10 protein-coding genes, 2 pseudogenes and 1 CRISPR repeat array are annotated in these 15,150 nt (G+C 32.4%); of the genes and pseudogenes, 10 read left to right on the top strand and 2 right to left on the bottom strand.

The window, feature by feature from the left end; translation table 11 throughout:
* Nucleotides 1-75 precede the first annotated feature (75 nt).
* From EHE19_RS11565 to EHE19_RS11550, 4 genes are all read left to right on the top strand, one after another.
* A complete protein-coding gene (locus EHE19_RS11565) occupies nucleotides 76-1,170 on the top strand; it encodes a substrate-binding domain-containing protein (RefSeq protein WP_137698707.1) in 1,095 nt (364 codons plus the stop codon).
* On the top strand, nucleotides 1,151-2,659 hold the full coding sequence (locus EHE19_RS11560) for a sensor histidine kinase (protein ID WP_244648213.1): 1,509 nt from the start codon (nucleotides 1,151-1,153) through the stop codon (nucleotides 2,657-2,659). Before EHE19_RS11565 ends, EHE19_RS11560 begins: the two co-directional genes overlap by 20 nt.
* Nucleotides 2,660-2,756: 97 nt before the next feature.
* Nucleotides 2,757-4,355, top strand: a complete 1,599-nt coding sequence (locus EHE19_RS11555) for a response regulator transcription factor (protein WP_137698708.1) — start codon at nucleotides 2,757-2,759, stop codon at nucleotides 4,353-4,355.
* A 5-nt stretch (nucleotides 4,356-4,360) separates the two neighbouring features.
* Nucleotides 4,361-5,413 carry a substrate-binding domain-containing protein gene (locus EHE19_RS11550; RefSeq protein ID WP_137698709.1) on the top strand — a complete coding sequence of 351 codons (1,053 nt, stop codon included), beginning with the start codon at nucleotides 4,361-4,363 and terminating at the stop codon, nucleotides 5,411-5,413.
* Between the two features lie 891 nt (nucleotides 5,414-6,304).
* Here EHE19_RS11550 and EHE19_RS20145 read toward each other — a convergent pair.
* Together EHE19_RS20145 and EHE19_RS11540 are read right to left on the bottom strand one after the other, a co-directional pair.
* A pseudogene (locus tag EHE19_RS20145) lies at nucleotides 6,305-6,454 on the bottom strand (transposase domain-containing protein); the annotation flags it as partial.
* Nucleotides 6,455-6,501: 47 nt separating this feature from the next.
* A pseudogene (locus tag EHE19_RS11540) lies at nucleotides 6,502-6,873 on the bottom strand (ATP-binding protein); the annotation flags it as partial.
* Between the two features lie 77 nt (nucleotides 6,874-6,950).
* Here EHE19_RS11540 and tnpA point away from each other — a divergent pair.
* From tnpA to cas7b, 6 genes are all read left to right on the top strand, one after another.
* Nucleotides 6,951-7,286 (top strand): IS66 family insertion sequence element accessory protein TnpA, encoded by a 336-nt coding sequence (gene tnpA, locus EHE19_RS11535; RefSeq protein ID WP_190530278.1) that lies wholly within the window; start codon nucleotides 6,951-6,953, stop codon nucleotides 7,284-7,286.
* Nucleotides 7,280-7,633 (top strand): IS66 family insertion sequence element accessory protein TnpB, encoded by a 354-nt coding sequence (tnpB, locus tag EHE19_RS11530; protein WP_137699309.1) that lies wholly within the window; start codon nucleotides 7,280-7,282, stop codon nucleotides 7,631-7,633. Before tnpA ends, tnpB begins: the two co-directional genes overlap by 7 nt.
* Nucleotides 7,634-7,693: 60 nt before the next feature.
* Nucleotides 7,694-9,247 (top strand): IS66 family transposase, encoded by a 1,554-nt coding sequence (gene tnpC, locus EHE19_RS11525; RefSeq protein ID WP_190530276.1) that lies wholly within the window; start codon nucleotides 7,694-7,696, stop codon nucleotides 9,245-9,247.
* Between the two features lie 91 nt (nucleotides 9,248-9,338).
* Nucleotides 9,339-10,759: a CRISPR direct-repeat array (repeat unit 30 nt; unit sequence GTTTAGAGAATACCTATAAGGAATTGAAAC).
* Between the two features lie 712 nt (nucleotides 10,760-11,471).
* Entirely contained in the window at nucleotides 11,472-12,230 is a 759-nt protein-coding gene (cas6, locus tag EHE19_RS11520; RefSeq protein ID WP_137699222.1) for a CRISPR-associated endoribonuclease Cas6, read from the top strand.
* Nucleotides 12,231-14,252: a TM1802 family CRISPR-associated protein gene (locus EHE19_RS11515; RefSeq protein WP_137699221.1), complete on the top strand. Its 2,022-nt coding sequence runs from the start codon at nucleotides 12,231-12,233 to the stop codon at nucleotides 14,250-14,252.
* A complete protein-coding gene (gene cas7b / locus EHE19_RS11510) occupies nucleotides 14,236-15,150 on the top strand; it encodes a type I-B CRISPR-associated protein Cas7/Csh2 (protein ID WP_137699220.1) in 915 nt (304 codons plus the stop codon). Before EHE19_RS11515 ends, cas7b begins: the two co-directional genes overlap by 17 nt.

The following is a 15,150-nucleotide window of genomic DNA, read 5'->3' as shown; positions in this document are numbered from 1 at the left end:
TTGATTATATGCGTTATTAGATTACATAAGGAGGAGGTGTCCTCCATGTTTTTGAATCAGTCATGGAGATAAACAATGAACAGAAGAAATATTTATAAAGAACGTTTTTCGAACTCTAAAGATAACAGCAAAACTATTTTAATTATATCATTGTGCTTTGTTAGCTGCATGCTCTTATTAACTGTGGGATGTTTAGTATATTTGAATAAGCTTACAGAAAATAATAAGATAGAACTTATAGGAGAGAATTACGATACATTTGACAACTATTATGTGCTTATATCTAATAATAGAAAGTCATATTTTTGGAAAAGCGTGTTTGAAGGAGCGAAGGATGCTTTAGATAAAAATAGCTATATAGAAATGCTGGGGAATAATTTAAGTATGGAATACTCCACTGCAGACCTTATGAGAATAGCTATTAATTCTAAAGTTGATGGAATTATTTTGGAGGCCAATGAAAGTGCAGAAATGACAGAATTAATCAATGAAGCAAATGATGCTAATATTCCTGTCATTACAGCAGTAAGCGATAATAATATCAGTACAAGAAAAAGCTTTATAGGAGTTAACAGTTATAACCTTGGCTTAGCATATGGTCAACAGGTTTGTAACATCCAAAAAAAACTTTATGGCGGCAAAAGCAAGTCTTCAAAAACTACTGTTTTGGTATTAATGAATAAAAATTCAGATAACAATATGCAAAATATTGTTTTTTCAGGTATAAAGGATAGTATTAAGAATAGTGAATATCAAGAAAACATAGAATTAGAAACTGTTGCTATTAGTAATAATGCACCTTTTGCTGCAGAAGAATCTATTAGAGACATTTTCATAAAAGAAGAAAATATTCCTGATATAATAATATGTATGGATGAAATAAATACAACCTGTGTTTATCAGGGAGTAGTAGATTACAACAAGGTTGGTAAAACCAATATAATTGGGTATCATGATACAAATACCATTTTAACGGCTATTGATCGTAATGTAATTTATTCTACCATTACTGTAGATACCGAGCAAATTGGTATGAACTGTGTTAAGGCATTAGAAGAGTATAAAAAAACAGGACATGTTAATGCATATTTTGATGTGAACATTTCAGTAATTACTGCCGATAATGTAAAAGATTACTTGGGAGACACTGATGAGACGATTAATGATTAGAATAAAAAACAGAATTCAGAATAGTACTATTCAAGGTAAATTAATTACGGTGTTCATTACAACATCGCTGATTATATTAACTGTGAATATGTTTATGTATTTTAATGTGAATACAATGGTCAATCAGCTAGAACAAGTATACTATGGGAATATAAGATTAAATGAACTAGTTGATACACTTGAAGATATGCATGTAAGTCTTACTGATTATCTGAACACAAAAACTTCTGATTCCATAAATGACTATTACAGATATGAGCAGGATTATACCAATCTAATAGGTAATACAAGTTCTGAAATAACTAATAATTCTATGAAAATAATGGAACGTAATATTAGAACAATGTCTGAAGAATACTTAAAGCTAGCAAATCAGGCTATTGAAGCAAAACGAGGACGAAATGTAGAAAAATATAAGGTGCGCTATGAAAGTGCTTCAAAATTATATAATTATATAAATATATATATATATAGTCTGAATAATGAGCAATTCAAGAATAACTCTTTTAATTATAAGGTTCTTGCAGAATCTCTTCAGTATATAGAGACAACAAATATTATTATTATGATAGTTGTTACATTATTTAGTGTTATTTTGATTATTATGGTGACTAGAACTATAACAAATCCGTTAAAGGTTTTGGCTAGTACAGCTAATCAGGTGGCTAAAGGAAACTTTGACATTGAATTATTAAAGGTATATTCAAATGATGAAGTAGGTGTTGTTAGTACAGCTTTTAATAAAATGGTATTAAGTATACAAATTTATATTGAAAAGCTTAAAGATGGTATGAACAAAGAGAGAAAAATGGAGGAAAAACAATTACTTATGCAAAACCATCTTAAGGATGCACAGCTTAAATACCTGCAAGCTCAGATTAATCCACATTTTCTATTTAATACGTTAAACGCAGGAGCCCAACTTGCAATGATGGAGGGAGCTGACAAAACCTATGAATATGTCCAGCATGTGGCTGATTTCTTTAGGTATAATGTTAGAAAAAATAATGATATAGTAACCCTTGAGGAAGAACTTGAGTTGATAGATAATTATATATATATTCTAAATGTACGTTTTTCAGGTAAAATTCATTATAAGAAAAATATTGAGAATGAGTATCTCAAAGCCCATGTGCCAAGTATGATTTTGCAGCCTATTGTAGAAAATAGTATAAATTATGGAATCAGAAATATCGATTGGCAAGGCTTAATTGAGTTATCTGTATATGGCAAGGACAATAATGTTTGTATAAGTATAAAAGATAATGGTGTGGGTATGTCTCAGGAACTGATTGATAAGATTATAAACAGCAAACTAAGAACAGATGATTTGTCTGCAAATTCCAATGGTGTTGGGCTGGATAATGTTATAGGACGTCTTAGGCTGCTTTATGATAAAAAGGATGTTTTAAAGATAATCAGTGAAGGAGAAAACAAGGGTACAGAGGTTTTGATAGTTATACCTTGCGACAAGGTGTATCAAGTGTAGAAGGTAGAAATATATTGTGTCAAATTATAAATTTTAATATATAGAATAACTTGAGTATCGAATACGCAAATGGACAACACAAAAGGAGAAGGTACAGATGTATAAAATAATGCTGGCTGATGATGAAGGAATAGTTATTGACTCATTACGCTTTATTATCGAAAAGGAATTTGGCAATCAATGTATTATTGAATCAGCTCAAACAGGACGCAGTGTTATAGAATTAGCAGAAAATTTCAGACCTGATATTGCTTTTATGGATATTCAAATGCCTGGGATTAATGGAATTGAAGCTATAAAAGAAATAAAGGAACTCTATTCAAATACTATTTTTATAATTTTGTCAGCATATGATAAATTTGATTATGCACAGGATGCCATTAATTTGGGAGTGCTAGAGTATTTAAATAAGCCTGTTGCAAGAACCAAGATAATTCAAGTTATTAAAAAAGCTATGGATATCATTGAAAAAGAAAGGGAAAAAAGAAGCAAAGATTTACTAATTCGTGAGAAGTTAGAAACCGTTATACCTATAATAGAAAATGGTTTCATTAATAATATACTGTTTAATGAATATTTCAAAAAAGATGTTGAGAATTATAAAAAGCTTCTTGAAATAAAAGAAAAATATGGCTATTTTATTGTACTTATAAGCGGAGAAGAGCAAGAAGGCAACCATATGACAAATGCTGTAGGAGCAAGTGTTCACCTACAGAATAATTATAATATAGTTCGTGAAATTGTTAAAGGCAGCATGCATTCCATTGTGGGTTCAGCTATGGCAAATAAAATTCCTGTTTTTGTTCCAACCAATCATATGGAAATGGATTATAATGATAGAATTGAACTTATTAATAAGGCAAGAGAAATGGTTCGTGTGCTAAGAAAGAGACTAAATGTTAATTTTCGCATAGGCATAGGATCAGTTCATAGTATTAATGAGGCAATGGAGTCTTACAATGAGGCCCTAAATACATTAATCCATACCACTACGATGATTGCACATGTTGACGATATGGCAATTTCATGTGCTTATGAAGAAAATTACCCCATTGAAAATGAAAAATCCCTTTTCGAGAGTATAGAGGCAGGAGATATAAATGGAGCTGTTATAGCTGCTAACAGTTTCTTTGACTGGATGGCAGCTAATTATGCAGAGTATATTATGGATGTTAAATTAAAAGTACTGGAGTTTGTTTTGTGGGGTGAACATATCGTTTATGAAAGCGGCGGTATGACCTATGAATTTTTGTCCAGACATGAATATCTTCCATCGCTTTTAAAAAATAATGAAATGGAAGAAATCCGTAATTGGTTTATTGAAAAAATAAGAGTATCTTGTTTAAATATGGTAAGCAAAAAGAGCGAGCGTTCAACTAACGTAATTGAAAAAGCAAAAGCATTTATCAATTGTAATTATAATAAACAAATATCTCTTGATGACGTTTCTAGAGAGGTTGATATAAGTCCATATTATTTTAGTAAAATTTTTAAAGAAGAAACAGGAGTAAATTTTATTGACTATTTAACAAACATTCGAATTGATAGGGCAAAGGAACTTTTAGCAAACACTGATTATAGTATGAAGGAAATTTGCAGCAAAGTGGGTTATTCAGACCCCAATTACTTTAGTCGCTCTTTTAAGAAAAATGTAGGGGTAACCCCAACGGATTATAAAGAAAGAAAGAAGGGTTGACCATTATGAAAACAAGAATAAATATAAAAAAAATAATTCTGGTTTTTTTAGGATTATTGACTTTGATAATTTTTTCTGCATGCAATAAAACTGATAGTAAAAGTGCAGATAATCCAGACGTTGAAGAAAATAAGATTCAAATTGGAATGTGTTTTGATTCATTTATTATTGAGCGATGGATACTTGACAGAGATGTTTTTGTTTCAGCAGCTAAAGCATTAGGTGCTGAAGTCAATGTACAAAATGCAAATGGTGATGTAGACAAGCAAAAGGAACAAATTAAATACTTTATTAAAAAGAAAATAGATGCATTGGTTATTATTCCTATTGATTCGGAAGCAATTTCAAAGGTAGTATTAGAGGCAAAAAATGCTGGTATAAAAGTAATTTCTTATGACCGATTAATAAAAAATGCAAACGCTGATTTATACATTTCCTTTGATAATGAAAAAGTAGGCAGGATGATGGCTGAAGCAATGGTTGCATCAGGTCTTCCTAATAAAAGTGTTCTTATGATTTGTGGTTCACCGAAGGATAATAATGTTTCCCTTATCAAGCAAGGATTCTTTGATGTAATGAACAGAAACAATATTTATATTATTGATATAGCATATGCGAATGATTGGAAGGCAGAGTTGGCAGCTTCTTATATTTATGATAATGTTGATAAGGTAAAAAAAGCTGATGCAATAATGTTTGGAAATGATGATTTGGCTACACAAGGAGTTAGAGCATTGTCTGAAAAAAGGCTGATTGATAAGGTTAAAGTAGTGGGGCAGGATGCAGATTTAGCTGCTTGTCAGCGTATTGTTGAAGGTACACAATTGATGACCGTATATAAGCCAGTAGATAAGCTTGCTAAGCAGGCAGCAGAATATGCTGTTAAACTTGTTCAAGGTAAAAAACTAGAAAATGCTCAAACCATTAATGATGGAAACTATGATGTTCAGTATATAGCCCTTGAACCAATTGCAGTAAATAAGGATAATATGGATGAGGTTATTATTGACAGCGGTTTTCATCTGAGGGAGGATGTATATCTGAATGTATTAAAGTAAAGTTGGACTTATGCCATTTGGACATAAAATCCAACTAATTCTCGTAAGTGCATATATATTTCTTCATTCATAAGAACACAATGAAAGGATCTCCTTGGATAGCTAATTCTGTTATCATTGTTACGCCATATAGATAGCTAATTTATGTTGTGTACTTATTTCTCATTTTAGCAAATGTTGAACTTATTTATGTTTATTATAATTAAAATGATCTTTTAGTAGAAGAGAAGAGAGTTGTGTAACAATGAGTATAGCAGCACAGAAAAGAGGTACTTCTTTCTAACTAAAAGATATTCTTACATAAAGTCTCTAGAGATTGGTTGTAAAACACTAATCTTCAATTTTTGATGTAAACATAGTCTAATGTCTAATATATTAAAAGATTTGGGATGCCTAATGCTAGAAAATAGATAACCTAGTTATAGAATCGTGAAAGATACCCCTAAGATTTGTACATGTATAACCACTATATAAAATTCGACTGAGACATGACGAGGTGTTAATAAGCACGCTAAATCTATCATGGAGTTTCATTAATTTACCAAAAGAGAAAATAAATAACAATAAAGTATATTATTTTTTTCATAAAGTAACATAATTTTCCTTAAGAATGAAGTAAAATACATTTGTGCCTATTAAGACAGCATTTTTGAAAAGAAAGAATGTAATTATCAAATAACAGTAGAAGATAGTTTAGAATATCATGAGGGAAGTAGAAGTAATATATTGTTATAACATCTCTATTTAAACCAATAATGCGGCTATCTATCATCGTAAGCGTCAAATAGAAAAGCACCTTGACAAAACCTATCGAGCAGCACTATTACATGATTCTGGCACGTTAGATGGAAGTAAAAGTTCAAGTGCATTAATATTATTGTGAATATCCCAATTGGGAGCATTTTTGAAAATATACACAAGATAAGCATAAGGATTTAAGCCGTTCTCTTTTGCGGTCTCTATGATACTGAAAATTACAGCACTTGCCTTGGCCCCACGAGGTGTATTTGCAAAAAGGAAGTTTTTTCTGTCTATCATATAAACTGTCAAGGAAAAATGTATAAAAAGTATTAAATAATTATGTACAACTATTCTCCTTGCTTCATATGATCCTTTAATCTGTATGACTTTCCAGATATAGATATTACATGTGCATGGTGCAATACCCTGTCAAGTATTGCATTGGCTACAACTGCGTCATAGAATACACCATCCCATTCGTTGAAATTCATGTTTGTTGTAAGAATGGTACTTTTTCTCTCATATCTCATATCTATAAGCTGAAAAAACATATTAGAATCTTCTTTATCAATGGGTAAGTAGCCAAGTTCATCAATGATAAGTAGTCTGTAATGGCAGAAGTGTCTGAGTCTTACATCAAGTCTGTTTTCCAGTTTTGCTTTCTTTAGTTGCTGCAATAAATCATGACATTTGATAAAATATGTGCTAGTACGTTTCTTTGGTAAGCGTCAAACCAATGGACACCTACACATGATAGTATTGGGATGATAAACTGAGCCCAAGGGGGTATGAGTATATGGGCTCAGTTAAACGAACTAATGAGGAATGGATTAAATTATATGAACAGCAACGCATGAGTGGTCAAACACTGAAAGCGTGGTGTGCAGAGAATAATATTAATCTTTCTACAATGTCAGATAAGATTAGTAGGTTAAAGAAAGCTGGTCTTCTTTCTGAGCAAAATTCTCGTCGGAATAGAAAAACAAAGGTTGAAACTAAATGGGCAGAAGTGACATCCTTAGCAACAGATACTGAAATACAAGTAGAAATTAACGGCTTTACAGTTATTGTACCTGTAGACTTTAATGAAGCGGCATTTATACGTGTCTGCAAGGTGTTGAAACTATGTTAAATACAAGAGACAAACGAATATATCTTGCCTGTGGATATACAGATATGCGTAAGTCAATAAACGGACTAGCGGCAATAGTCGAAGGTAGTTTTAGACTTGATCCGTTTGGTAGGGCGCTATTTGTATTTTGTAATCGTAATCGAGATAGATTAAAAATTTTAGAATGGGATGGGGATGGCTTTTGGCTGCACTTTAAGCGATTGGAAAAAGGGCATTTCAAATGGCCATTAGCAGGAGATGAGCAAACTATGATGCTTACATCTGAAGAAATGGAATACTTGTTAGGAAGTCCACGTCTCACACAAAAGTTAAAGCGACAGGAAATAAGAGCAAACACCGCTATATAAAAACAGAGTAAAACAGCTGAAACTATGGATTTTCATGGATTTTCATGATATAATAGGAACATGAAAAACGATGAAAAAATTACAATTTCAAAATCTGAATACATATCAATGAAAGAACAAATTGCAGAGCTTTCAAAGAAAGTAGACTGGTTTATGGAACAGGTGCGCCTTGCAAAACATCATCAATTTGGTGCTTCCAGTGAAAAAAGCCAATACGACCAAATCAACCTATTTAATGAAGCTGAAGCAACTGCAGATGAAGCAAAGGCAGAGCCAGAGCTTGTAGAAATAGAACGCCATTACCGCAAAAAAGCAAAAGAAAATGCCGATAGACTTCCACCGGATTTGCCTGTGGAAGTGGTTGAGCATACTCTTCCGAAGGATAAACAAAAATGTCCAGAATGTGGCGAGGCTCTACATATTATGGGTAAGGATGTCCGACGTGAATTAAAGCTGATACCTGCAAAAGCAGTTATTGTAGAACATGTTAGGTATACATATGCTTGCCGAGATTGTGAAAAAAATGCTTGTGGGGTTCCAATCCTTAAAGCACCTGTAGACAATCCCGTTATTAAGGGCAGTTTTGCATCACCAGAAGCTGTAGCACAAATAATGACACAAAAGTTTGTTATGGGAGCACCTCTGTACCGACAAGAGCAGGATTTTCGTAGAAATGGAATATATTTATCACGGCAAACCATGTCAAACTGGCTGCTCAAATGTTCCGAGGATTGGCTGGAGCCAGTATATAACGCATTACGAGAAATACTCTGTACACGCGAAGTACTTCACGCTGATGAGACTACGCTTCAAGTACTACACGAACCTGAAAAGACAGCTCAAAACAAGAGTTATATGTGGATGTATAGGACAAGTGGTGAAGAACAGCATCCTATTGTGTTATATGAATACCAACCAGATAGACGAGCCAAGCATCCTGCAGAATTCCTCAAAGGTTTCCGCGGATATCTTCATGCCGATGGATACAAAGGATATCACAATTTGCCTGAGGGAATTACAGTTGTGGGATGTTGGGCACACGCAAGACGCAAATGGGACGAAGCACTCAAAGTCCTTCCAACAAAAGATAGGGAAAACTCTGCAGCCCTCCAAGGTAAGAGGTACTGCGATGGACTGTTTGATATTGAGTGCAGTTTACAAAAATTAAACTCGAATGAGCGCTTTCAAAAACGTCAGGAACTGGCAAAGCCTTTGATTGACGAATTTTTTGCGTGGCTAAAATCTTTAAATCCTGCACCCAAAACCAGTTTGGGACAGGCAGTTCATTATATGATTAAACAACGTAGATATCTGGAGCGTTATCTTCTTGACGGCAGACTAGAAATTAGCAACAACCGTGCTGAGCGTTCCATCAAGCCGTTTGTGATAGACAGAAAAAACTTCCTTTTTGCAAATACACCTCGTGGGGCCAAGGCAAGTGCTGTAATTTTCAGTATCATAGAGACCGCAAAAGAGAACGGCTTAAATCCTTATGCTTATCTTGTGTATATTTTCAAAAATGCTCCCAATTGGGATATTCACAATAATATTAATGCACTTGAACTTTTACTTCCATCTAACGTGCCAGAATCATGTAATAGTGCTGCTCGATAGGTTTTGTCAAGGTGCTTTTCTATTTGACGCTTACATACCTATAAGGAATTGAAACATATACCAATATACATGAATGGTGCTAAAGGCATTTGTTTAGAGAATACCTATAAGGAATTGAAACTCAGCAGATAAATATTAATATATTACTATATTCAAAGTTTAGAGAATACCTATAAGGAATTGAAACATACAACTGTAATCATAATATAAACCTCCCTCTGAGTTTAGAGAATACCTATAAGGAATTGAAACTTTCCAATCAATACTACTATGTATATACATAGTATGTTTAGAGAATACCTATAAGGAATTGAAACTTTTCATTATTAGTTATTGTTAAATTCTGTTTAGGAGTTTAGAGAATACCTATAAGGAATTGAAACTATATTACTCTCATTCCTACCCAATTGTCTCCTGCTGTTTAGAGAATACCTATAAGGAATTGAAACGAAGGAACTGCAATTTACAGTCAATTAAAAAGGCATCGTTTAGAGAATACCTATAAGGAATTGAAACCTTTTACAGTGTATAGTGCTGCATTATCCCAACTTAGTTTAGAGAATACCTATAAGGAATTGAAACAAATTCATCTCTCTCAATAATTTTAAGTAATTGTGGGTTTAGAGAATACCTATAAGGAATTGAAACTAATTTGGGTAAACTCAGTATCTGTCGCATGTTGCTGTTTAGAGAATACCTATAAGGAATTGAAACATAATATATCCTGCTCGATGATCTTTACTCTCAAATCCGTTTAGAGAATACCTATAAGGAATTGAAACCATAATCATAAGAATCTTTATAATATCCTTTTCTAAGTTTAGAGAATACCTATAAGGAATTGAAACATAATATTATTCGGGGAACTATTAAAGACCTAGACAGTTTAGAGAATACCTATAAGGAATTGAAACAATTTTTTCAGGCTGTCAATGTATTCTTCTTCAGAGGTTTAGAGAATACCTATAAGGAATTGAAACTACAATCCCTCCTATTTAATAAGCTCTTTTAGTTCTGGTTTAGAGAATACCTATAAGGAATTGAAACAACTTTGTTTTCTAACCATTTTTATAGAATCAAAGTCGTTTAGAGAATACCTATAAGGAATTGAAACTTTCAACACTGAATGTGAAATTAGAGAACCGAAAGAAGTTTAGAGAATACCTATAAGGAATTGAAACATTAGTTGGCTGCATAATTATATGTAAATAAAAAAGCGTTTAGAGAATACCTATAAGGAATTGAAACTATACAAATCTTTTCTGTACCTTTTAAATTTTTCAGTTTAGAGAATACCTATAAGGAATTGAAACCAAAGGAGAAAGAGCAAAGTTGGAGGTCAACACTAAGTTTAGAGAATACCTATAAGGAATTGAAACATCATACCGTTTCGGGAAATTAAACTCCCTCCAATGTTTAGAGAATACCTATAAGGAATTGAAACTCAGAAAAACAAGTACTAGTAAAACGTGCTGGTGTAACGTTTAGAGAATACCTATAAGGAATTGATTATATAAAAAAAGTAAAAAGATATATCCAAATATTGACAAAACATAAAATTAGTAGTAATATGAAAGTAAAATTAAACAAAATAAAATATGTATTGTCCTTTAAAAACCGTTAAATTAAAGATATGTAGAATAAGTGGATTTTCTAAATCCACTGTATATAGGTGGTGTTATTGACTATTGCAGCTTTGATTTTTGTGAGGCTAAAGATTAACACGAGTATATTGAAAAATAACTCATACAATTACATAACAAAAAGTCAGGAGAAAGTGATATTAATGTGAGCAATAAAGATACTAGGGTAAAATTAGAATTTGTCTTAATAAAAACTAAACAAAAGTTTTGAAAAACTTAATTATATATTTCAGAATACCTATAAAGGACTTGAAACGTAGTTAGATGAAAGTGTAATTACTAAATGAAAGATTAAAGAATACCTATAAAGGACTTGAAACGTAGTTAGATGAAAGTATAATTACTAAATTAAAGAATACCTATAAGGACTTGAACCCTGTCTTAAATTTATGCTTCATTACGAAAAACCAATCCAACCGCCAAAAATAGCATAATATATCGCTATTGGTAATAGCATTATTGGGTTAATTTTATACATTAATTGGATAAATATGTATAAAAATATATATATTGTATTACGTGTATGATATGAGGTAAAATAATGTAAGTAAATTAATTATTGTAAACAAAGGAGAAAAATAATGTATTGCAGATTAACCATTAGCAGTTCTGATAAAATTGTACTACCATTTCAGTATAACCATATAATTCAAGCATTGTTATATAAATTTATTAATGATGAAGAGTATTCGAATTTTTTACATAACAATGGATATACACATAATAAGCGCAGTTTTAAGCTTTTTTCCTTTTCTAACATCATTACCAAGCCATTGAAAATTGACAGAGAAACGAAAAAATTTGTCTTTCCTGAGGAGATTTCCATTTACATATCATGTGTTGATGCTGAATTTCTTAAATACATATTTCAAAGCTTTGCTGTCAGCGAAAAAGAACTGCGAATCCATAACAATCTAGCGCACATTTCAAATGTATTTTTCAGACAGGATGTTCAAAATTATAAAGAGGAAATGGAGGTGAGAACTCTTTCACCAATAACCACCTACAGTACCTTATTTTCTGCTGACGGGAAAAAGAAAACGTACTATTACACACCATATGAAGAGCAATTTTCAGAGAATATAAGAAAAAATTTAATAAAAAAATATTGTGCTTTTTATGATAAAGAGCCTGAGGATACGTCTTTTTCTATAAAGCCTCTAGGGAAAATAGCAGAAAGAATCATAATTTACAAAGGATTCGTTATTAAGGCATATAGTGGTGATTTTAAAATATCAGGATCAGAGGAATTAAAGAAGATGGCTTTTGCAAGCGGTATAGGAAGCAAGAATTCACAAGGGTTCGGATTTATTTTGCCTAAAGATGAGGAGGTGCTTTAAATGGACATGCCGTTGCTGATTGCCGATATTGGCAGAAGCTCGGAAGGAGGAATTTATGACAAGCTTGGTAAGAGTATAAAGCTGATGTCAAAGGATTTAAAGAAGGATTTGATTAATGTATTTTTAGATTTAAATTTGGACAAGCAGTGTATTGAGTTGGATTTTCAGCCTTATTATGCTGCTAGCGAAAAGGAGTATAACTATTTTGGAAATAATAGTGCATCAAATGTACAGTTTTACGCAGTTAGGGATGCTGCAAGCATTTTGTACTATTGGTTTGGTAAGAGCAAGGGTGTTTTGAAAAATTTATTGGATTCTCTAGAAGGTGGCCAATTACATGAGTTGCTGAAGGAATGTGAAAAAGCAGAGTTATTCAACATTAATGGACTCAATTGTGAAAAGATAATTCCTCGAGATAATGAAAGCTTTGAGGTGAAATTTGTTAAAGAGAATAAGGAAAAGGCTGTATATGTGAATGGCGAAAAGTCATCTGCTGAAAAATTGTTTTTGGCTTATATTGGAGCCAGAAATGCAGAGAAAATCTGTCTAGTCATACCAAGGATTATCCATAATAGTTCAAAACATGTTATATCAAATCACAAGGATTACTTGGAACTTTGTGAAAATCAAATCCAGGGTCAGTCAGAAGGAGCAAAATCAAATTATATTTGCCATATATGTAATAACTCATGTGATGATGTAAATACTGTAGCTTACAGCGGAAAACTGGCTAGAAGCAGTATTAGTAAAGCCTTTGTTACAACCACTATAAATTATGCTCCTAATTTTGATAAAAATAAATTTGACAGTGTATTTTCAATTTGCGGCTCATGTGCAAGCTTGCTTAAATCTGGTGAAAATAAAGCAATGAGTGAAATGAAGTCCAAAATAGCTGGAGAGGATGTTGTATTACTGTTTGAAGGCTTGTATGAGGATATTGAATACAGCTGTTATCAAAGACTAAAAGAAAATATTGATATTGTTTTCAGTCCAAAAGAATCTGACGAATGGTTTGATGAACTAAATCAAGAAATAAACTATTTCCAAGAGGTAGAAAATTTCTATTTCAGTATAATTTTTTACAAAACAGATGGTAATTCATGTGCAATTAAGAAAACTATTGAAAGTATCTCAAATGCTAAATTCATATACATTCAAAAGATATTTGAGGAATGCAGACTGACAATGAGTCAATATCTGAGGTATTTTAACCTTGGACATATCTATAGAATTGTTCCAGTTACTACAGATAAAAAGGGAACACAGTTAAACATCAAGCGAGTGCTCAATTTAATAAGTGCTGTTATTCAAGGGGAATTAATTGATAAGAATGAAATAATGGAATTGGCATGTGATGCTTTAGAAAAAGGAGTAATGCAATTAAAATCCTCTGAACTCAGAAACTACAGGAATCTTTACGGCCTTGAATTCTATTATAATGAGCAGAAAAAGAGCAAGGACTTTAGATATACGGACAGATACATAAAAAGAATAGTTATGTCATATATATGCTTCTTCAAAAGCTTACAAAAGCTGAAAATACTAAATAAGGAGGTTTTTCAATTGGAAATTGCAGAACAGATCACAAGTGGTTTGCCAGAGAGAATTGCAGAAATGGAAATATTTTTGAATTCAAATGGATTTTCAAAAGAGGCAAAGGGTCTATTTTATCTAGGTACAATGATATATCAAATAGGTGTGGCACAAGCCAGAAGCAAACATACCCAAAAGCCTATACTTGATAAAATATCCTTTGGGGGCATGAATTCTAAGGATGTAGTTCAGCTGTATTTAGAGGTTATTGAAAAAACTAGACAGTATCAAAAGAATGTAAACTTATGGTGGTTTGAAAGGCTTCAAAAGCAAATGCATTTGAATTTTGGAGATTTATCATCAGTTAAGCTGCTGAATGAAAAAGAAAATGTGTTTTACATAATGTCAGGCTACGCTTTTTGCGTGGATAACTATAAAAAATCAAATATAGATTCTGAGGAGGACACTGAAAATGATAGTGAACAATAGTGAATTTTTATTCTTGTTTGAGGGTACTATGACAAATCCTAATGGTGATCCAGACCAGGAAAATAAGCCTAGAATGGATTATGAAACAAAGACACTGTTAGTTAGTGATGTAAGAAGAAAGAGGGATTGCAGAGATTTTCTTGAGGAAAAAGGCTATGACATATTTGTTGCCACAATGAATGGTACTAAGGTTACTATGGACAAGAAGTTTGATGCGGTTCTAAAAAAATATGGTGTTGATGGTAAAGATGTACCGGAGGATAAAAAAATTGATGCAATACTTGATAATCATATTGATATGAGATTATTTGGAAGTGCAATGGCGGTGGGTGGAATTACAAAAACCTTTACAGGACCTGTTCAAATTAGCTGGGGTTATTCACTTCACCCTGTAGATTTAGTAAAATCAAGCTCTATAGTTACCATTATGAATGATGACAGCTCAACCTTTGGGAAAATGTATAAGGCTCATTATGCTTTGATTGCTCATAGCGGAAGTGTAAATAAGTATGCTGCAAAGAAAACAAGAATGAGCCAAGAGGATTTAAGCATTTTCAGAAAATCTCTTGTCCAATCTATGATGAATAATCTAACTCATTCTAAGCAGGGACAGATACCTCTAATGTATCTTGAAGTGATTTATGACGAAAATTTTGATGGTTATCTAGGCGATTTGAGAAGGTTTATAAAAGCCCATTACAATCCAGAGACACCAATTAGAAGCGGCAATGACATAAAGGTTGACTTTTCAGCATTATCAGATGAATTGAATCTGTTAAAGAAGAAAGGATACATCAAGGATGTAATACTATGGAAAAGCAGTCAGTTTACAAATGTGTCAGGATTACCTGATGCAGCATCTGTTGATATGCTTGATCAAATAAAAGCAGGACGGTGA

This window comes from Ruminiclostridium herbifermentans (assembly GCF_005473905.2).
Taxonomy (GTDB): Bacteria; Bacillota; Clostridia; order Acetivibrionales; family DSM-1351; genus Ruminiclostridium; species Ruminiclostridium herbifermentans.
This window is presented reverse-complemented; position numbering and strand designations above follow the sequence as displayed.